This is a genomic window from Acinetobacter sp., assembly GCF_049284435.1.
Lineage (GTDB): Bacteria > Pseudomonadota > Gammaproteobacteria > Pseudomonadales > Moraxellaceae > Acinetobacter.
The window spans coordinates 1-21,208 of record NZ_JBAPXX010000065.1; the positions used below are offsets into that span (position 1 = coordinate 1).

The 21,208-nt window shown below is 45.1% G+C and carries 18 protein-coding genes and 1 riboswitch; of the genes, 3 read left to right on the plus strand and 15 right to left on the minus strand.

The window, feature by feature from the left end; genetic code table 11:
- From WAK81_RS05495 to prfB, 4 genes are all read right to left on the minus strand, one after another.
- Nucleotides 1–938: 3-deoxy-D-manno-octulosonic acid transferase (locus WAK81_RS05495; RefSeq protein ID WP_422196017.1), on the minus strand; the 938-nt coding region annotated here is incomplete at its 3' end.
- A gap of 82 nt (nucleotides 939–1,020) precedes the next feature.
- Complete coding sequence (locus tag WAK81_RS05500; RefSeq protein ID WP_422196018.1) at nucleotides 1,021–2,106, minus strand: alkene reductase; 1,086 nt, start codon at nucleotides 2,104–2,106, stop codon at nucleotides 1,021–1,023.
- 20 nt (nucleotides 2,107–2,126) lie between these two features.
- Nucleotides 2,127–2,426 (minus strand): ArsR/SmtB family transcription factor, encoded by a 300-nt coding sequence (locus tag WAK81_RS05505; protein WP_422196034.1) that lies wholly within the window; start codon nucleotides 2,424–2,426, stop codon nucleotides 2,127–2,129.
- A gap of 147 nt (nucleotides 2,427–2,573) precedes the next feature.
- Nucleotides 2,574–3,669 (minus strand): peptide chain release factor 2 gene (gene prfB / locus WAK81_RS05510; protein ID WP_422196019.1). Its coding sequence is split into 2 segments (ribosomal slippage): nucleotides 2,574–3,596 and nucleotides 3,598–3,669, totalling 1,095 coding nucleotides; the frame shifts between segments, so codons are not numbered across the junction.
- 504 nt (nucleotides 3,670–4,173) lie between these two features.
- On the opposite strand from prfB, the gene WAK81_RS05515 reads away from it, so the two are divergent.
- Complete coding sequence (locus WAK81_RS05515) at nucleotides 4,174–4,953, plus strand: putative porin (protein WP_422196020.1); 780 nt, start codon at nucleotides 4,174–4,176, stop codon at nucleotides 4,951–4,953.
- Between the two features lie 173 nt (nucleotides 4,954–5,126).
- On the plus strand, nucleotides 5,127–5,927 hold the full coding sequence (locus WAK81_RS05520; RefSeq protein WP_422196021.1) for a putative porin: 801 nt from the start codon (nucleotides 5,127–5,129) through the stop codon (nucleotides 5,925–5,927).
- 51 nt (nucleotides 5,928–5,978) lie between these two features.
- Here WAK81_RS05520 and recJ read toward each other — a convergent pair whose 3' ends face one another.
- The 10 genes from recJ to WAK81_RS05570 form a co-directional block, all read right to left on the minus strand.
- On the minus strand, nucleotides 5,979–7,679 hold the full coding sequence (gene recJ / locus WAK81_RS05525) for a single-stranded-DNA-specific exonuclease RecJ (protein WP_422196022.1): 1,701 nt from the start codon (nucleotides 7,677–7,679) through the stop codon (nucleotides 5,979–5,981).
- Nucleotides 7,680–7,681: 2 nt separating this feature from the next.
- Nucleotides 7,682–8,338: a pyridoxamine 5'-phosphate oxidase gene (pdxH, locus tag WAK81_RS05530; RefSeq protein WP_422196023.1), complete on the minus strand. Its 657-nt coding sequence runs from the start codon at nucleotides 8,336–8,338 to the stop codon at nucleotides 7,682–7,684.
- Nucleotides 8,339–8,352: 14 nt separating this feature from the next.
- Nucleotides 8,353–9,684 carry a phosphoglucosamine mutase gene (glmM, locus tag WAK81_RS05535; RefSeq protein WP_422196024.1) on the minus strand — a complete coding sequence of 444 codons (1,332 nt, stop codon included), beginning with the start codon at nucleotides 9,682–9,684 and terminating at the stop codon, nucleotides 8,353–8,355.
- 123 nt (nucleotides 9,685–9,807) lie between these two features.
- Nucleotides 9,808–11,274: an IMP dehydrogenase gene (guaB, locus tag WAK81_RS05540; RefSeq protein WP_422196025.1), complete on the minus strand. Its 1,467-nt coding sequence runs from the start codon at nucleotides 11,272–11,274 to the stop codon at nucleotides 9,808–9,810.
- 224 nt (nucleotides 11,275–11,498) lie between these two features.
- Nucleotides 11,499–11,864 carry a YkgJ family cysteine cluster protein gene (locus WAK81_RS05545; RefSeq protein ID WP_081400831.1) on the minus strand — a complete coding sequence of 122 codons (366 nt, stop codon included), beginning with the start codon at nucleotides 11,862–11,864 and terminating at the stop codon, nucleotides 11,499–11,501.
- Between the two features lie 97 nt (nucleotides 11,865–11,961).
- Nucleotides 11,962–12,759 carry an MBL fold metallo-hydrolase gene (locus WAK81_RS05550; RefSeq protein WP_114540944.1) on the minus strand — a complete coding sequence of 266 codons (798 nt, stop codon included), beginning with the start codon at nucleotides 12,757–12,759 and terminating at the stop codon, nucleotides 11,962–11,964.
- A gap of 183 nt (nucleotides 12,760–12,942) precedes the next feature.
- A complete protein-coding gene (locus WAK81_RS05555) occupies nucleotides 12,943–13,518 on the minus strand; it encodes a TMEM165/GDT1 family protein (protein WP_004729168.1) in 576 nt (191 codons plus the stop codon).
- 72 nt (nucleotides 13,519–13,590) lie between these two features.
- Nucleotides 13,591–13,732, minus strand: a riboswitch (yybP-ykoY riboswitch).
- A gap of 129 nt (nucleotides 13,733–13,861) precedes the next feature.
- Nucleotides 13,862–15,886: a 2-oxo acid dehydrogenase subunit E2 gene (locus WAK81_RS05560; protein WP_422196026.1), complete on the minus strand. Its 2,025-nt coding sequence runs from the start codon at nucleotides 15,884–15,886 to the stop codon at nucleotides 13,862–13,864.
- Nucleotides 15,887–15,888: 2 nt separating this feature from the next.
- Nucleotides 15,889–18,591 carry a pyruvate dehydrogenase (acetyl-transferring), homodimeric type gene (gene aceE / locus WAK81_RS05565; protein WP_422196027.1) on the minus strand — a complete coding sequence of 901 codons (2,703 nt, stop codon included), beginning with the start codon at nucleotides 18,589–18,591 and terminating at the stop codon, nucleotides 15,889–15,891.
- 328 nt (nucleotides 18,592–18,919) lie between these two features.
- Nucleotides 18,920–19,603 carry a M23 family metallopeptidase gene (locus WAK81_RS05570; protein WP_005245719.1) on the minus strand — a complete coding sequence of 228 codons (684 nt, stop codon included), beginning with the start codon at nucleotides 19,601–19,603 and terminating at the stop codon, nucleotides 18,920–18,922.
- A 107-nt stretch (nucleotides 19,604–19,710) separates the two neighbouring features.
- Here WAK81_RS05570 and WAK81_RS05575 point away from each other — a divergent pair, with 107 nt between their 5' ends.
- Nucleotides 19,711–20,151, plus strand: coding sequence for a DciA family protein (locus WAK81_RS05575; protein ID WP_422196028.1), 441 nt, complete (start codon nucleotides 19,711–19,713; stop codon nucleotides 20,149–20,151).
- 99 nt (nucleotides 20,152–20,250) lie between these two features.
- Here the strand turns inward: WAK81_RS05575 and lpxC are convergent, their stop codons facing one another.
- Nucleotides 20,251–21,153, minus strand: coding sequence for a UDP-3-O-acyl-N-acetylglucosamine deacetylase (lpxC, locus tag WAK81_RS05580; protein WP_253172859.1), 903 nt, complete (start codon nucleotides 21,151–21,153; stop codon nucleotides 20,251–20,253).
- Between the last annotated feature and the right edge of the window lie 55 nt (nucleotides 21,154–21,208).

A 21,208-nucleotide genomic window follows, 5' to 3' on the forward strand; every position in this document is an offset into this window, starting at 1 on the left:
GAATCGGCCAAATACACTTGGGTATCTGCTTCAATACGTTGCCCTAGACTACGACGCTGGATTTTTAATACCAAAGACTGTGCAGCCTGAAACACCTCATCAAAACGTTCCGGATGACGCGGCACCACAATACAGACCAAATGGGGATCAGCATCTAAAGCAGGTTTTAAAGCACTCAGCATTTCTTTTTCTTCAGGCGCATGGGTACTGGCCAGTGTAATGATTTTTCGACCAGCCAACTGCCACTCCTGTTTCAGCTGGTCTGCCTGCTGAATAAAGCGCTCGGGCGCAATAATATCAAACTTGATATTGCCCAAAACCTGGGTTTTCTCAGCTGCAATTCCTAGCTGGATATAACGCTGCTGAGTGGCAATATCCTGTGCTAAAAGGCCAGTTAAATTTTTGAGCATGCTTCTAGTCAGACCTTTGACCTTGGCATAACCTTTGGCGGATTTTTCGGACAGACGCGCATTCAACAATACACTTGGCACATTAAACTGGGGTGCCTGATCCAGCAGATTGGGCCAAAGCTCGGTTTCCATCAGCAATAAAAGTTTCGGCTGATATTTTTGATAAAACTCACGAATTAAAGTTTTCTGGTCAGCGGGTAAATAGATGGCTTGAAACAAATCAAGATAAGGCGCTTTTAAAAATAATGATTTAGCGCGTGCCTGACCAGTTTTGGTGGTATTGGTGACCAGCACCGGATGGCCAAGTTTTAAATAATGTTCAATTAACGGTTGGGCAGCATTAGTTTCACCTACCGACACCACATGAAACCAGATGGCATGTAGGTTTTTGGGTGGCTGAAACGGACCGAAACGTTCTGTCAGTTCTTGTTGTAATTGTTCAGGATCGGTCGCACGTTTACGAATACGTGATTGATATAAAGGTTTAACCAGCGCCAAGGCTGCGTTATACCAAAATGGAGTGGCCACATTGCGCCCCTGTCCAAAGATTCAATGGGCAGAATATAGCAGAGCCACATCAACATGTTAATCAATGTGGCTCATTTTTAGATTATTCTACTGTACTTAGAGCTTCTGCTTCAGCCAATGTCGGATAATCAATATAACCTTCTGCGACATTGGTTCCGATCATATTTTCTAGCTCCAGTTCATTCAGCGGTGCATCTTCGAGCAGACGTTCGTATAGATCCGGATTGGCAATATAAGCCTTACCAAAAGATACCGCTTCGGCCTTGCCTGAAGCCAGTAATTCAATGGCATCTTCACGGCTGAGGCGCATATTGGCAATATACGGCACACCATTTGAGCGCTGTTTCATATAGTCCGAAATGCTGTCTTCCGCCAGATATTCACGGGTAAAGAAAAATGCAATCTGGCGTTTGCCCAATTGTTCCATCACATAACCAAATGTTTCACGTGGATCATTATCGCCCATATCATGTTCATCGCCACGCGGTGCTAAATGAATTCCGACACGGTCTGCACCCCAGACTTCAATCAGTGCATCCATAACTTCTAGCAGGAAACGGGCACGGTTTTCGACTGAACTGCCGTATTCATCTTCACGCTGGTTGGTTTTGGTTTGCAGGAACTGGTCTATCAGATAGCCGTTGGCTGCATGCAGCTCGACGCCATCAAAACCGGCAGCTTTAGCACGAATTGCAGCCTGTTTATATTGCTCGGTAATGGCATGAATTTCCGCAATTTCCAGCGGACGCGGCAACACATAAGGACGTTTTGGGCGTAATAAACTGACATGACCAGCCTGTTGTACGCTGCTTGCCGATACTGGGGTTTCGCCATTCAGTAATTCAGGATCAGAAACACGGCCGACATGCCAAAGCTGCGCCACAATCAGGCCACCTTGGTCATGTACTGCTTGAGTGACCTGCTGCCAGCCTTCTACCTGAGCATCAGTAAATAGTCCCGGTGTATTGCGGTAACCATTGGCTTCTTCAGAAATTACTGTGGCTTCAGAAATGATTAAACCTGCACTTGCACGCTGGGCATAGTATTCGGCCATCATTGGTGTGGGTACGCGGTCATCGGTTGCACGACTACGGGTAAGCGGCGCCATGATGACACGGTTTTTGAGTTCTAACGCACCGAGCGTTAAAGGAGAATTTAATTCAGCCATCGTTACTCCCACCTGTTGGATTAGAGGTGTTGTTGTATATGTTCGATATATTGCTGAATCAAAGCTTCATTGCGCGAGAAATAAGACCATTGTCCATGCTTGGTGGCAGTAATTAACCCCGCCTGCTGTAATACAGACAAATGATTAGACATGGTGGACTGAGAGACTTGTCCTAACTTTTCAATCTGCCCTGCACAGACCCCACGTTGAAAGCCGCCACACTCTTCCGCGGACAGATAGTGTTCTGGCGATTTCAACCATTCCAGAATTTGCCGGCGTATCGGATTGGCTAAGGATTTAAAAATTAGATCAAGGTCCATAGGTACATCACAATCTGTGGCGCAACAAAACTTGTTCAGCATCTGAAAATCATTATATCGTATTTTTCCGATTTATATATCGATAAATTTAGATATAAGAGTCACAGTCTGTACAAGCTTGGTTACACCAGCTATTTAAACGACTTCTTACAAGCCCTGTTTCAAGCTTGCTTCGATAAATTTATCCAGATCACCATCCAGAACTGCACCAGTATTCGAGTTTTCGACGCCTGTACGCAAGTCTTTAATACGCGAATCATCCAGCACGTATGAACGGATCTGACTACCCCAGCCAATGTCAGACTTGGAATCTTCCAATGCTTGTGCCGCTTCGTTACGTTTGCTCATCTCGAGTTCATAAAGTTTGGCACGTAACTGCTTCCAGGCATGGTCACGGTTGGCGTGTTGTGAACGCTGGTTCTGACAGGCCACCACAATTCCGGTCGGTGCATGGGTTAAACGCACGGCAGAATCTGTTTTGTTAATATGCTGACCACCCGCCCCTGAGGCACGATAGGTATCGGTACGAACATCGGACGGATTAATTTCGATCTCGATATTGTCATCGACTTCAGGCGATACAAACACAGCAGAGAACGAGGTATGACGACGGTTACCCGAGTCAAATGGTGACTTACGCACTAAACGGTGTACGCCTGATTCAGTCCGCAACCAGCCATAAGCATATTCACCGTCTACACGGATGGTCGCCGATTTAAGACCAGCCACATCGCCATCTGACTCTTCCATCACTTCTGCTTTAAAGCCATGACGTTCGATCCAGCGTAGATACATACGTAGCAACATAGACGCCCAGTCCTGTGCTTCTGTACCACCTGAACCGGCTTGAATTTCAAGATAGCAAGGGTTTGGATCCATCGGATTATTGAACATACGACGGAATTCAAGCTTGGCCAATTCTTCTTCAGCCGCGCTCAGTTCAGCCTGTACATCTTCTAGCAAGCTTTCATCATCTGCTTCAACCGCCAGATCAAGCAAAGCCTGGGCATCTTCAAGCTGGGTACTTAAACCATCCAGCACATTTAATACGTTTTCAAGCTCGCCTTTTTCTTTGGCCATTGCTTGAGCACGATTCTGGTCATTCCAGATGGTTGGATCTTCTAATTCACGCAGGACTTCTTCTAAACGCTCTTTTTTCAGATCGTAGTCAAAGATACCCCCGTAGTGTTTGACCACGTTCGTTTAAGTCTTTTAATTGGTTTAGATACGGATTAATTTCCACGTGAATTACTCTCAATCAAAATTAGGCACAAAATTCTTAGCCCCATATTATAGCACAGTCTATTTCCGCTATTTTAGTGTGATCCATCCTGTCCAAAGTTTGAATGACTTGGGGCATTTAGATCTTTATTCCCCTCATCCAATTTTCAACATTGAATAGGCTATTTTGCACCTTTTTATCTGAGATTTTTATCGGCTTTTTAGCCTCGTTTTTATGACCGAAATATAATTTTGCAATTGATTTTATAAACTAGGACTTCTTATTACACTGTATAAAAAATCAGCAAATTCAATAGATTCCACAATATCCACACAGTTTTAATAAAACACTACATTATAAATTTAATCTTATTATTCAGTCACTTGTTTAGCAAAAATTACACAAGATTACGCTATTCACATTACTGTAACTTTCCTTTGATTGACGATCTTTGGAATTGCTCTAGACTGAAAGTTGTAACAAAAAGTGTAATGTTTTTAACTCACGATTTGAGGGGTAGTAACCATGAAAAAATTAGCGATTGCTTCGGCACTACTTTCAGCAATAGCAATGACTGGTACAGCAGCACATGCTTACCAAGCAGAAATTGGTGCATCAGCAGGAGTGGTTGATCCTGACAACGGTGGAACTAGCGGTTCTTTCGGCGTTGATGGTACATATTACTTCAATCCAGTTCAAACACGTAATGCACCATTAGCAGAAGCAGCATTCCTTGATCGTGCAAGTAACGTGAGTGCGCAATATCAATATAATGAAATTGGTGATTCTGAAGCGCATCGTTATGGCGTAGGCGCAGAGTACTTCGTACCGAATTCTGACTTCTACCTAAGCGGTAACGTCAATGGTCATGATCTGCAAGACAATGATGATCTAGAAAATGATTTAACCACCTATGCAGCTGAAGTCGGTTATCTGCCAGCGCCAGGTCTATTGATTGCGGCGGGTGTGAAAGGTTGGGATAACGACAATGATGATGGCGTAGATCCAACATTGCGTGCTAAATATGTGACTACACTTAGCAACGGTAAAGATATCAACCTGGAAGCAGGTGCAGCGTTTGGTGATCTAGATGAATACAATCTGGCAGCAGATTATTTCATCGACAAAACCTTGAGTGTCGGTGCTGATTATCACAACAATGATATTACGGACAAGAGCGAATTTGGTATCAATGCACGTAAGTTCATTAACCAACAAGTTAGCTTAGAAGGCCGTGTCGGCTTTGGCGAACAGTTTAACAATGACTACAACTCTTTTGGTGTAGCAGCGAAATACCGCTTCTAATCTAAAACCGAAAATTAGTCATTCATAGAAACCCATCCTCGGATGGGTTTTTTATTGCACTCTTAACAAGCATTTAGGTATTTTTTGCACATTGACGGGGCGAATATAAACTGTACAATTTGTTACAACTGTAATCAAACAGTCATATTTTTATAACAAAGAGAGAAATCTAAATGCTTAAGAAACTTGCTCTTGCTACAGCGCTTCTTGCTGGTCTGGGAACTGCACATGCTTACCAAACTGAACTTAATGTCGGGTATGAAAATACAGATATTGATAATGTTGGGGATCTAGATACATTTTTCATCAATGGAAAATACTACTTAAACGCTGTTCAAGTTAAGAACTCTCCACTTGCAGAAGCGGCTTTCCTAAATAAAGCAAGCAATATTGGCTTAGGTTATGCAAATGCAAGCGGTGATGGCGATGAAGATATTGATGTATTTGGTGTAAGTGGTGAGTTTTATATTCCAAATACTCAATTTTATGTAAGCGGTACTATTAACCAAACTGACTTTGCTGGTGAAGACAATACTGGTTATGCTCTTGAAGTTGGTTACTTACCAGTTAATGGCCTACTATTAGCAGCTGGTGCAGCTAATGAAAGCGTAGACCCAGTTCAAGTGGCAGACTATGGTTTCACCGCAAATCTTTCAAATGCACTTACTGTAGGTGATGACACCGCATTATCTTTACGTGCCAAATACGTGACTCAAATTGGCAATCATTTTACGAATTTTGAAGCCTTAAGCTATATTGGTGATGAAACAACCTATCGCTTAGCTGCTGATCTTTATATCGATCCAACTCTCAGTGTAGGTCTATCTATTGCTGATTCTACTGCAGATGGTTCAGATACGCTGTTCGGTATTAAAGCTCAAAAATTCTTTACGCCAACTATTGCAGCAGGTGTAAATTACCACACAACTGACGGTATTGACTCGTTTGGTATCAATGGTACTTTCCGTTTCTAATCTCTCCGATTAAAAGCAAAAAAACCGCTCACTCGAGCGGTTTTTTATGGCCTATTGTTCTAAATGGATAATCCGCATTTGCAGGCTGACATTGCCATTAAAGATATTTTTATCCAGCTCATACACCAAGCGCGTATCTTTCATCGGGTCAAAGTCATATTTATGCGCTGCATTGAAGGCGATCGCATCTACGACCTGCCCATTCTCCAACGCCACACGTAATTTAAGATGCACGTCTTTAAGCCAGCGATAGTCCATAATTTTGAACACACCGTCAAAAATCGGCTGGGGAAATTTTTGTCCCCATGGACTTAAATTCTGTAATAAATCGACTGTTTCAATGTGAAAAGCAGAAGCTGGCAGCTCTCCATCTGTCCATAAAGTCGCAGTGAATAAATCCTCATCCATCGCACCAATCAGTGCTTCAAAGACCTGCTTAAACTCAGCGAAATTTTCTTTTTTCAGGGTTAAACCAGCTGCTGCTGCATGTCCGCCAAAATGACTGACTAAATGGGGATATTGCTCCGCCACCTGTTCAATCGCATCACGGATATGAATGCCTTCTATCGAACGCGCCGAGCCTTTGATATGAATCCCATCCTGATCCGCGGCAAAAACAATGCTCGGACGATGAAATTGCTCTTTCAAACGCCCTGCCACAATCCCAATCACTCCCTGATGCCAATGCTGTTCAAACATGATCAACGCAGCAGGTAGTTCAGTTGCATCCCACTGGATTTTATCCAGCTCAAGCAAAGCTTCCTGCTTGATTTTTCCTTCAACCTGACGGCGCTCGACATTGAGCTGATTCAGCTGTTCAGCCAGTGGATAGGCTGTTGCCAGATCAGGAGCCAGCAGACATTCGATGCCGATATCCATGGTTTCCATACGGCCAGCCGCGTTAATCCGTGGGCCTAGAACAAAGCCCAAATCTTGAGCTTTCAGACCAGCAGGATCACGTTTTGCAATATCAAGTAGCGCACTGATTCCTGCTCGGCATAGACCTTGCTGGATCCGTTTCAGACCCGCATCAACCAGAATCCGGTTGTTATAGTCCAGACTCGCTACATCGGCATAGGTGCCGAGCGCCACCAGATCAAGATAATTGGTAATTACTGTAGAGGATTTTCCAAGTTTCTTGCGATGGGTAGAAAGATTGGCCAGTACATAAAAAGCTACCCCGACCCCAGCCAGCGCCTTGCTTGGAAAGTCGCAACCGAGCTGATTGGGATTGACCACGGCTTCAGCTTGTGGTGTCGGCTTGGTCGTTAGATGATGATCGGTAATGATCACCTGCATACCATGATCCTGTGCCTGTTTTACTCCGTCATGGCTGGAAATGCCATTGTCCACGGTAATCAGTAAATCAGGTGTGAAATTGACAAAGGCCAGATCTGCAATTGCGGGCGTCAGTCCATACCCATATTTAAAACGGTCCGGTACCAGATAATCGACCTTTGCACCCATATCCCGAAGTGCCAGCACCATCAAAGCAGTACTGGTCGCGCCATCAGCATCATAATCACCGACAATCACGATTTTCTGGCCACGATCAATCGCCTGATCCATCAATTGAATCGCTTCGGGCAAGCCTTTCATGGTCGGTGCCAGCAAATGCTTTAGCTTGAGCTCAAGCTCCTGCTCGGCTTCCACCCCACGACGGGCCAGAATCTCGGCCACAAATGCAGGGACGCCCGCTAAATTTTCAGGACGTGTCAGCAAGGGCCGTTGTTTGATTTCCAGTTTTTGCATGGTTATGGCATTAAGCGCTCTAAAGTCCAGCCATCATCGCTTTTACGATAACTCAGACGGTCATGTAAACGGTTGGGACGACCCTGCCAGAATTCATAATAATCGGGTTCGAGACGATAACCGCCCCAGAATACCGGCTTGTCCAACTGTTGCTGATTCGTGACCTGGGTATGCAAATCCCAAAAACGTTGCTGCAATTCCTCACGACTGGCCACGATGCCACTTTGCGGGGTACTGATATGCGCGGCAATCTGGCTCTCGCGTGGACGTTTATGATAATAATCGGTCGATTCTTCTTCCGATATTTTCCTTACACGACCCGAAATACGAATTTGCCGCTCCTGATCCTGCCAGTAGAACAACAGTTCGGCATAAGGATTTTCAGCCAGATCCAGACCTTTCTGGCTGTCATAGTTGGTATAAAAATCATACCCTGCATCAGTCGCTCCACGCAGCAATACCGTACGTACATGCGGACGGCCTTGTGCATTGGCTGTTGCCAACGACATGGCATAGGGCTCATGCAATTTTGCTTCCAGTGCATGGTTAAACCATTGCAGGAACTGCATATGTGGATTCAGATTGACTTGCTGTTCCTGTAACTCGCCTTTTTCATAATTCAGGCGCAGCTCACTCAGATCCTTGATCAGATCACTCATTATCTATGTTCCCGTTAAGCGGCATTGGCACGCACAGCATCTGCCAGGCTGTTTGCAAGTGTGGTGACTTCGGCCAGATCATCGCCTTCGACCATCACACGAATGACAGGTTCTGTGCCGGATTTACGAATCAATAAACGACCACGGCCTTTAAGCTGCTGTTCGGCTTTTTCAAATTCAGCTGCCAGTGCAGGCACTGAATAAGGGTCAAACATGGCATCTAAACGTACATTGACCAGGACATTGGGCAACAGTTTAAAATCAGCCACAAGTTCATGCAGAGCTTTCTTCTGTTCAACCATCACGGTTAAAACTTGCAGGGCTGCAATAATGGCATCGCCTGTGGTGCTTTTGTCTAAAGTCAGAATATGACCTGAAGGCTCACCACCAATTACCCAGCCATTTTCTTCCAGACCTTGCAATACATAACGGTCGCCAACTTTGGCACGTAATAACGGCACTTGTGCTTTTTCCAGCGCCAGTTCCAGCGCCATATTGCTCATTAAGGTACCGACTATACCTGCCGGTTTTTTCGAGCTTTGAGTCGCGAGAATATAAAGAATATGATCACCGTCGATCAGATTACCGGCTTTATCTACTAGAACCACACGGTCGGCATCCCCATCAAAGGCAATACCCAAATCCGCTTGATGTTGAACCACGGCTTGTTGCAAGCTTTCCGGATGGGTTGAACCACAGCCCTCATTAATATTCAAACCGCTCGGCTCATTGTGAATCGCAATCACACGTGCACCCAGTTCACGGAACACTGCAGGCCCTACGTTATAGGCTGCGCCATTGGCACAATCCACTACAATGGTGAGTTCATTCAGATCCAGATGATACGGGAAAGTCGATTTACAGAATTCAATATAACGACCGTTGGCATCTTTAACCCGGATACTCTTACCCAGATTCGCCGTATCTTCAATCACAAAATCTTTTTCAAGTTCCTGATTAATTTCGTCTTGTAAAGCATCTGGCAGTTTTTTACCTTCCGCAGAGAAGAACTTAATACCGTTGTCAAAATACGGGTTATGCGAAGCGGAAATGACAATACCCAAGCTGGCATGTAAGGCACGGGTCAGATGAGCAATGGCTGGGGTCGGTAGTGGACCTAAAAGATGAACATAAACGCCGGCGGCATTTAAACCTGCCTGTAAGGCTGCTTCCAGGATATAGCCAGACAAACGGGTATCTTTACCCAGAACCACCAATGGTTTGGATTTTTTACTATGGCGTTTTAAAACTTTACCGGCTGCAAATCCTAGTTTCAGGGCAAACTCAGGGGTAATCGGCAATTCGCCAAACTTTCCACGAATACCATCCGTACCAAAATAACTCATCTTTATCTCACTTCTTAGCGGATGATTGATATCACCCATTTTTTTCCTTGAGTCACACTTTACACCAAAATAAAAAAGCCGTCATTTGCATGACGGCTTTTTAAAATTTTAAATCACAGGAAATTAACCCACGCGATAGTTTGGCGCTTCTTTGGTAATGGTCACATCATGTACATGTGACTCAGACATACCGGCAGCCGTGATTTTCACAAACTTGGCATTCTGACGCAGATCTTCAATCGTCGCAGAACCGGTATAACCCATCGAAGAACGTAGGCCGCCCATCATCTGATGTACGATATTACCCATTGGGCCTTTGTACGGTACACGACCTTCAATACCTTCAGGAACCAGCTTCTCGGCACCGGCCTTAGAGTCCTGGAAGTAACGGTCAGCAGAACCAGTCGCACCCGCCATCGCGCCCAATGAACCCATACCACGATAAGCCTTGTAGTAACGGCCCTGGAAGAATTCAACTTCGCCTGGTGCTTCTTCAGTACCGGCCATCAATGAACCAACCATAATCGTGCTTGCGCCCGCGCCAATCGCTTTGGCCATATCGCCAGAGAAACGGATACCACCATCTGCAATCAATGGAATCTGATCTTTCAGCGCATTGGCAACAGAATCAATCGCAGAGATCTGTGGCATACCAATACCCGCCACAATACGCGTCGTACAGATTGAACCAGGACCAATACCTACTTTCACGGCATCCGCACCCGCATCAAGCAATGCCAATGCAGCATCACCTGTCGCGATGTTACCGCCAATCACCTGAACTTGTGGATAGTTGGCCTTAACCCAACGTACACGCTCGATCACACCCGCAGAATGACCGTGTGCAGTATCGACTACAATCACGTCCACACCTGCGTCAACCAAGGCTTCTACGCGGCTTGGCGTTTCTGCACCAGTACCGACAGCAGCACCAACACGCAGACGACCCAGGTCATCTTTACAGCTGTTTGGATACAATTCAGCTTTACGGAAATCTGTTACCGTAATCAAGCCTTTCAGTTCTTGCTGATCATTAACTACCAGTACTTTTTCAATACGATGCTGCTGCAATAAGGCTTGAATGTTTTCTTTCGATTCGCCTTCACGAACCGTCACCAGACGGTCCTGAGCGGTCATGATATTACTGACTGGCTGCTCAAGATTGGTTTCAAAGCGTGTATCACGACCGGTCACAATACCCACCACTTTGCCATCTTTCACAACGGGCACACCACTGATATTGTTGGCTTGAGTCAACGCAATCAGTTCACGTACTGTGGTTTCAGGAGTCACTGTAATCGGGTCTTTGACCATACCCGCTTCGAATTTTTTCACACGGCGCACTTCTGCAGCCTGAACAGCGATATCCATGTTCTTGTGCAAAATACCGATACCACCATTTTGCGCCATTGCAATCGCCATACGGGACTCAGTCACCGTATCCATTGCTGCGGACACAAGAGGAATATTCAGGTTAATGCCACGAGTTAAACGTGTCTTTAGGGAGACATCTTTTGGAAGAACAGTAGAATAGGCAGGGAGTAATAGGACATCATCGAAGGTTAACGCGTCTTGAACGATGGTCAACATAACAGTCTCACTGGTAATTTCCGTGCACTATTATAAACAAATATAGGCTTAAATTTCATTGCAATTGCAAAATTATTTTTTTATTCAAGCTTTATACACGCAGATCTATGAAGGTGCTAAAACAGCATCAATATACGTCCGATAATGAAGTTCCCTATTTTAAAATATACCCCGATCATTTTAATGTGGTGAAAAGCAGAGCCTAAGCTCTGCTTTGGATGAATTTAGCTGACATATTCAAAACTGTCATCATTGTCGGCTTCATCAGTCTCAATCTGGACAAAGGGCAACATATTGTGTGCCACACGTGCCTTATTGCATTGCTCATCGGCAATCTGCACTTCTTTGCAGGATGAACTGCGCAGCTCATACATACCGCAGCTCACCTGCTGGCCGATGGTGCCATCAAGTGCAATACAGCGTGGATTTTTTTGATTGGTTCCAGCCATACATGAATAGACTGCTGTCACAGGTTCAGTATAGTGCTCAGGCATATGAATACCTTCAGCCCAATAAAACGAAACTCTGAAATAGGCGCAGCACGCCCCGCAGCTTAAACACGCATCCGGTTTTGGAACTTGAGACAACATTTCTTATAAGTTCTCATCATCAAAAAAAAGTTTTTTGGAGAAGAAATATAAAAAATATTGTTTTTCCACACAAGAAAAAAATTATTTTTTGTGTGAACTATTCAGGACAAGTAAAAACCGTTTCATCCATCAGGTCAGTGCCGCATTCCAATGTTTCAATCCAGTCCAGAAACTGATTAATCTGCTCTTTACCGATAAATGGTGTGCCATGTTGCGGCACAATCATCTCGATTTCCATGCTGCGTACCATTTTCACCCAGAGACGAATGACCTTGTTATTGCACATATAGCGTTGATGGAAGCTTTTCATTTTCGGGATATGTGCGGCAAAATTTTCTAGTGGCTTGGCGGCATCTTCAACCATGGACGCACCCATATCGCCTGAAAATAAAATCTTGGCAATCGGATCATAAAACTGGAAATTCCCCACCGAATGCAGGAAATGCGCCGGTACCGCCACAATATGCGATTGACCCAGCGGAATGATCTGACCGTGATCCGGAAGCTCCACCAGGCGGTCCAGCCAGTTGCCTTTCATCCGGTCACTCATAAAGGCCGAGTTTAAGTGTGGCAAGAAACGCGCCCACAGCTTGGATGCCACCACTTTGGCGTCCGTATAGACTAGCCAGCGCGGCATCGAGGTGATGATATCCGGGTCCTGGTGCGAGGCCATGACATAATCCAGATTGGTCAAACGGGTATATTTATTCAGTTCCATGGTCAGCGGCACATAGGTTAAATCACCACCCGGATCAAGTACCGCTGCGCGCTCATGATCAATGATCAGAAACTGGTTTGCCTGAACGCCTTCACCTTTGACCAGACTGGTAAAACTGATGCACTTATGTGTCCCGTTATCAAACAGAACCTGCGATGTGGTGCGTTCAAAAGCCATGTAAATTCCCCAATTTATAATAAAAATAACGTTTTTATACCCCTATAAAATATAAGTAATTAATCAAACTTACAATCAATAAAACTAGCCATATCACACTATTTATCAAGGTTTTGAGAGAATTTTAACCATAAAAAATCCTGAGTTTTTAGCTCAGGATTCATGTAAATATTATTTTATGATTTAAAAGAAATAATGTTGAGCCAATGTCGCGACACCAATCACCAGGAAAATCGCTGCACCAATTTTATGAATCAGGCTGATCGGAAGTCTGTTCGCCAGCTTATCTCCCAAAAATACCGCAGGTGCATTGGCCAGCATCATGCCCAAAGTGGTACCGAGCATCACCCAGAAGACGCTATCGAAACGTGCTGCCAATGCGACCGTAGCAATCTGGGTTTTGTCACCAATTTCTGCCAGAAAGAACAGAATAAAGGTCGCACCAAATACCCCGAATTTTTGCCATTTATTGATGCTGGCATTTTCATCCCCGAGTTCATCCGGAATCAGCATCCAGACAGCCATTGCGATAAAGCCAATCGAGACGATCCACAGCAGCACCTCCGGCCCGATCACCGTGGTCACCCATTGTCCTAATACCGCAGAAAGGCCGTGGTTAATCAGCGTCGCCAATAAAATGGCAACTAAAATAGGAACAGGTTTGCGAAAGCGTGCGGCAAGCAGCAATGCCAGCAGTTGGGTTTTATCACCCATTTCAGCCAGTGCTACGATTGCAGTCGACAGTAGGAATTCATACATGAGGTTTTTCTCTGGCTAGCATCCAATACCAATGACTCACCGCTCCTGCTAGCCAAAATCTGCAGAGTGGTAAATCAAAGGTCTTGCCAACAAAAGAAAGCTTGGAAAAGCTGACTTGGTTCTTTGCTATGATGACCATGCCCGGTTGAGCAAATATGTTGACCATCACCCTTCTGCTTTGCGCAAAAGGCGGCTACTCCCCAATGAAGTGCGCCAAGTATAGAATCAAATCGATTATTTTTCAATGCAGCAGCAAAAAACCCTGCTGAAGCAGGGTTTTTCTTTTTACACCCTCTTTGTATTTCTCCCAGAGGAAGAAAATAGAGGGCATATACATGATTTTTTAGATCAATAAAGTACGGATATCTTTGAGCAGCTTGGTCAGCTTGTTGGTGAAACGTGCAGCATCTGCACCATTGATCACACGGTGATCGTATGACAATGAAAGCGGCAGCATCAAGCGTGGATCAAAGCCTTCACCATTCCAGACCGGTTGCATAGTTGCAGGTGAAATACCCATAATTGCCACTTGCGGCCAGTTCACCAATGGCGTAAATGCTGTACCACCGATTGAACCCAAGCTAGTGATAGTGAAGTTCGCACCTTGCAGATCTTTCGGCGACAATTTCTTGTCACGCGCTTTTTGACCCAAGGTTCCTAGCTCAGTGGCAATCTGTTTAATTGACTTCTGATCTGGATGACGCAGCACAGGCACGGTCAAACCATCTGGCGTTGCGACCGCGATACCCATATGGATCTCGTTACGTAGCAATACTGACTTACCATCATCGGCCAAGTGACCCGCAAATTCACGCTCTTCTTTCAACAAGTGCGCAACTGCTTTGATGATGAACGCCATAATGGTCAGGCTAAGACCTTCTTTTTTGAAGTTGCCTTTCAGTTCATTACGCCATGCTTCCAGTTCAGTAATATCTGCTGCATCAAACTGGGTCACTTGCGGAATGAAATTATTCAGCGACAACTGTGGAATAGACACTTGTTGCAAACGCGTCAAGGCTTTCTCTTCCACACCACCAAAAGCGCTAAAGTCTGGCAGTTTTGGTAGACCTGCGACTTCAGCAGCAGCGGCTACAGGAGCCGCCTGTGGCATAGTAAGACGCGTTTTGACATACGCTTTCAGGTCTTCTTTCATGACGCGCGCATGTGGGCCAGATGCTTTGACATCTGCCAGCACAACGCCCAGTTCACGTGCCAGTTTACGCACAGCAGGACCGGCATAAACTTTCGAGTTAGCGGCATTCTGCTCTTTGGTCAGCTTATCGGCATTATCCGACGTCGCGACTGTTTGAGTAGAAGATGCAGCAGGTGCTGGCGCAGCTTTTGCAGCAGGCGCTTTTGATTCTTCTGCTGCTTTCGGTACTTCTGCCTTGGCTGCAACAGGAACAGCATCTGCTTGTACTTCAGCTTCGATCGTCACCAGTGCAATACCTTGAGAGACATTTTGACCCAGTTCAACATGAATGGCTTTAATCACGCCAGCTGTAGTGCTTGGCACTTCAACAGTGGCTTTATCTGATTCCACCACGATGATACTCTGGTCTTTTTCAACCGTATCACCGACCTGAACCAGAATTTCAGCCACAGCCGCCTTGTCTACACCCAGATCAGGCACCATTACCTCAACATCACCCGCAGGTGCTGCTGGCGTTTGTGACGCTTCGACTACTTTCTCTTGGGCCGCCGCTTGAGTAACTTGTGCTTGAGGTGCTTCTGTCTGTACTTGTGCTGCCGAAACAGCCGTTTTCACTTTCAGAATGACCACACCTTCTTTAATCGTATCACCTTCTTTAATCTCGATGGATTCCACCGTGCCTGAAACCATACTTGGTACTTCAACAGTCGCCTTGTCTGATTCCACCACTACGATACTTTGATCTACCTCGATTTCATCACCGACAGAGACCAGGATTTCACCCACTATGGCTTTCTCTACGCCAATATCAGGTACTTGCACATCGACCACTTGTGAGCCTGCTTGCGCTTCAGGAGCAGCAGAAGCTTTGGGTTGATGTGAAGCGATTTCCTGCATGATTTCCTGATCAGGCAATGCGGTTGGCGTATTTTCTGAAGTTTTTTGTGATGCATCTGCTTGCTGTGGCTCGACCACATCAGCGCTACCGTCTTCAGCTTGCAGTTCAATCAGTACCGCGCCTTCAGCCACTTCATCACCCTGGCTGACCAGAATGCTTTTCACCACACCTGCGGAAGTGCTAGGCACTTCAACAGAGGCTTTATCAGATTCAAGCAATACGATGCTGTCATCGACCGCAATCGTATCACCGACTTTGACCAGAATTTCGGCCACTGTTGCCTTATCTACACCAATATCAGGAGTCGTAATTTGCATGCTTAGTTCTCCTCTTTGTAGTCAGCAACAGCATGTACAGATGGGGTTTCTTGAGGTGCCCAAGCTACTGGACGATCTGTATCAAGCTCGAAAGTCGAGATCGCATCTTTTACCAGGCGTGCATCAACTTCGCCTTCATCTGCCAGTTTTTTCAGGGTTGCAACCACAATATGTGCCGCATCAACACCAAAGTAACTACGCAAGTTGGCACGTGTATCTGAACGGCCATAACCGTCAGTACCCAATGCTACGAATGGACGGCCATCTGGAAGATAAGCACGGATCTGTTCGCTATAAGCACGCATATGATCGGTTGCAGACACCACGATACCTTCAGTACCGCGGAGCTGTTTCGACACCCATGCTTCTTTCACATCTTCAGAAAGCGGATGCAAGCGGTTGTATTCTTCACATGCCATACCATCACGTGCCAGTTCATTGAAGCTGGTTACGCTGTAGACATTAGAATGAATTTGATATTCTTCACGTAGAATTTTCGCCGCTTTGATCACTTCACGCAGGATCACACCTGAGCCCAGTAACTGAACAGTGGCTTTATCATCCTGTTCGAGCAAATACATACCACGCTTGATGCCTTCTTCAACACCTTTTGGCATTTCAGGATGCTCGTAGTTTTCGTTCATTACGGTCAGGTAATAGAACACACGTTCCTGGTTCACATACATACGTTGCAAACCGTCATGTACGATCACCGCCAATTCATAACCGAAACATGGGTCGTAAGAGACACAGTTTGGAATGGTATTGGCCAAGATGTGTGAATGACCATCCTGATGCTGCAAGCCTTCACCGTTCAGTGTAGTACGACCCGCAGTTGCACCCAGCAAGAAGCCTTGTGCCTGTGCATCGCCTGCTGCCCATGCAATATCACCAATACGCTGGAAACCAAACATAGAGTAGTACATATACATCGGAATCATTGGCAGGTTATTGGTTGAATAACTGGTCGCCAACGCTGCCCATGCACTCATCGCACCGGCTTCGTTAATCCCTTCCTGCAACATGTGACCGTCTTTAGCTTCACGGTAATGCATCAACTGTTCTTGGTCTTCCGGGGTATATTTCTGGCCATGCGCGGCATAAATACCGAGCTGACGGAACATGCCTTCCAGACCGAAAGTACGGGCTTCATCAGGTACAATTGGAACAACGCGGTCTTTAATCGCTTTCTCTTTAAGAAGTGCAGAGATTAAACGTACCATCACCATCGTGGTCGATTGTTCTTTACCATTTGAACCGGCCAAGACCGAATCAAATACTGAAAGTCCAGGAATCGCCAGCTGTTCGCTTTCCTTACGACGTGCAGGCAGGTAGCCACCTAGCGCTTCACGACGTGCCTTCATATATTTCAATTCAGGTGAATTTTCGCTTGGACGGTAAAACGGTACCTCTTCAAGCTGTTCATCGGTGAAAGGAAGATTGAAACGGTCACGCACGTATTTCAAAGAATTGATTTGCATCTTCTTGATTTGGTGAGTTTTGTTGACTGCTTCAATTTCTTCGGACAAGCCATAACCTTTTACGGTTTTCGCCAGAATCACCGTCGGTTGACCTTTGGCCGTACAAGCTTCGGCATAAGCAGCAAAGACTTTGTACGGGTCATGGCCACCGCGGTTCAGATTATCAATATCTTCATCGCTCAGGTCTTTGACCAGCTCTTTGGCTTCTGGATATTTACCAAAGAACTTTTCACGTGCATAAGCACCACCTTTGACCTGATAGCGCTGAAAGTCACCATCAACCGCTTCTTCCATCACTGCTTTCAGTGCGCCAGATTTATCTTTATCCAGTAGTGGATCCCAATGGCGGCCCCACACGACTTTAATCACACGCCAGCCTGCGCCGCGGAATAGTGACTCAAGTTCCTGAATGATCTTGCCATTACCACGTACCGGACCATCCAGACGTTGCAAGTTACAGTTCACTACCCAAATCAGGTTGTCGAGCTTTTCGCGACCTGCCAGCGAAATTGCACCCAGGCTTTCCGGCTCATCCATCTCGCCATCGCCCAAATACGCCCAGACTTTACGATCTTCTTCTTTAATCAGGCCACGGTTCATCAGGTACTTTTGAATATGTGCCTGATAAATCGACATGATTGGTCCAAGACCCATTGATACGGTTGGGAACTGCCAGTAGTCCGGCATCAAATAAGGATGCGGATAAGATGGCAGACCTCTACCACCCACTTCACGACGGAAATTATTCAGATGCTCTTCAGTCAAACGGCCTTCTAAAAATGAACGCGCGTAAATACCAGGTGCACAGTGACCCTGGTAATAGATCATGTCGCCGCCGAAGCTGTCGCTGTTGGCACGGAAGAAGTGGTTAAAGCCCACATCATAAAGGGTTGCGGAAGAAGCAAAACTCGCCAGGTGACCACCGAGATCATCCCCGGTTTTATTCGCGCGTAAGACCATTGCCAAGGCATTCCAGCGGATCAGCGCGCGAATACGGCGCTCCATGTCCTGGTCGCCCGGCATGGCAGGCTGTTCTTCAACAGAAATCGTATTTAAGTAGGGAGTATTTAAACGCTGAATAGGAACATGCTTTGCAATTGCGCGTTGATAAAGTTTTTCTAACAAAAATGCTGCACGCTCAGTGCCCATGTGCTGCAAAACAGAGTCAAATGCATCTTGCCATTCTTGGGTTTCTTGCGCGTCTGTATCGCCATAAAACGCCATAATCTACAGTTCCTAAAAGCCTAATCTAATGTCTTATATGTACCATATTTGAGACCTCAGCAGGTATGGTCTTAGCTGAATGCGATTTAGCAGTACTATTTAGGAACTAAATGATTGGTGACGTATAATTACACAGCATAACAAAAAATAGTCAATAAAGGCGATTTATTATACAATCATTATAATAGTTGGTGATAATATGAGACTTAAAAGTGATAAAACAAAAAGCCCTTCAAGTTGACTTGAAGAGCCTTTAGTTTAAACGCTTTAAAATGCTTATTGGAGATTTTTTATGTATAGAGATGCGTCTTATTATTCAGGTCTATACTTAAGGTAACATGGCCAAATAAGTCGATGGGTTCTTACGTTGACCGTCTTTTACTACTTCATAATGTAAGTGTGGACCGGTACAGCGACCAGTACAACCGACATTGGCAATATGGTCACCCGCTTGCACCTGCTCTCCCACACGTGCAATAAGACGTGAAGCATGAGCATAGCGCGTTAAATAGCCATTGCCATGATTGATTTCAACGTATTGACCATAACCTGTACCCCAACCTGATTTGGTCACAATCCCTGGACCTGTTGCATAGATTGGTGTACCACTTGGCGCTGCAAGATCAAGGCCTGAATGATTTTCAGCACGGCCACCCATAGTACGGCCACCGTAATTTGAACTTACGCGAGAATTAGGTAAAGGATGAGAAATTAACCAAGAATAAGCACTGTTTGCTGCCGCTTTGTTTGATGAAGTATTGGCATACTTCTGAGCAAGCGTTCGATTGTTCAGTTCAACCGGTTTCTCACGAAGCTGAACATTCAATTTAGTCTGTGCTGGAATATCGATATCATCTGGATGAGTATATGCACCCTGTGCCAGAGTACGCGTCAATTGCTCGATACGATCTGTTGAACCATTTTCTTGATTTAGATTGACTAAATCTGCGAACGCAACCGAAGCCGCTGAAACTGATAAAGAAAATGCCAACAAAATACGTCGCATATGCATAAAAAACCTCTCTAAACTGCTTTAATCGAGTTCCTTGAAGATCTCTATCCTTGATATCCACTAAAAGAAGCGCATAAGATTAAGACATAAATATGTAGGAATTATGTATGTCGGAACCTGTCAACGTTTTTCAACAAACAAGAAAACAGATAAAAACAGGAAACTTTTCGTTTCTCTCATCACAAGTCGCTGCCTGGCAGAAACTTACGAAACTCGTACAACCGCTATTGCCCCAACCGGAACGCTGGCAGGTTGTCTGCTATCAAAATGGTGTGTTAACGATTACTGGTGAAAACCAGGCCATGATCAGTCAATTGGCCTATCTTCAAAAGCAATACATTTCACAACTCTCTCAAATAAATGAATTAACAGATCTTACTAAACTTCAAGTTTGCTTGCGGAATCCTTCGCAAACGCCACCTATTTCAGCAACACCTGAAAGAGCCTTAAATGCAGAAACACAGGAATTACTTCGTAGTGCTGCTGACTTTATAAGCGACCCTAAGCTTAGCCAAGCTTTACTACGTTTGGCAAGCAATAAAAAGTAACATCGCAATCAAATGTAATAAATTAAAAAGCAAACATTATGTGATGCGTGTCACACTATTAAAGCAATAACAAAAACATAAAGACACAAACACAATGACTTATGTCACATTCACATACATGATTGGACAATTGGCTTCGTCATCAAATGTTACAATTTCATAGCAGCTTGGATCACTTTTCACATTGCGTAAAAGTTGATTATTCAAGGCATGGCCAGATTTGTAACCATCAAATTTGGCAATAATCTGATGTCCGAGCAGATATAAATCGCCCACTGCATCCAGAATTTTATGGCGTACAAATTCGTCCGAGAAACGTAAACCTTCCTCATTAACCACACCCGTTTCATCTACGCCAATCGCATTCTCCAGACTAGCACCCAGTGCCAGGTTATTGGCTTTGAGATAATCCAGGTCTTTCATAAAGCCAAAGGTACGCGCTTCACTGACTTCATAAACGAAGGTTTCAGTAGAAAAGTCGATACTGGCGGACTGATGTTCTTTTTTAAAGGCCGGATGATCAAAATCGATGGTGAAATTCAGCTGAAAACCGTCATGGGGGCTAAAAATGGCCCGTTTGTCATCAATCAGCGCTTCAACCGGTTTAATAATCTTGACGAATTTTTTGGCAGCATCTAGCTCTTGCAACCCCCCCTGCATGAGCAGATAAATAAACGGACCTGCACTGCCGTCCATAATCGGGACTTCAGATGCCGACACTTCAATAATCAGGTTATCAATGCCCAGACCAGCAATCGCACTCATGACATGTTCAATGGTGCCAACTTTGGCATTTTCCTGAACCAGGTTCGAGCACATGAAGGCTTCCTGAATCAGCATGGCATCGGCAGGAATGTCCACCGGCGGATTCAGGTCAATACGACGAAACACAATTCCCCCATCGGCATGGTGCGGCACAAAGTTAATCATGACTTTTTGCCCACTGTGAAGACCGATTCCGCTCGCTTTCACGACACGTTTCAGGGTACGTTGTTTCAACATGCTTTTATCATCTGTTCATCTATAAAACCGCTATACGTTAGCATATTTGCCCATT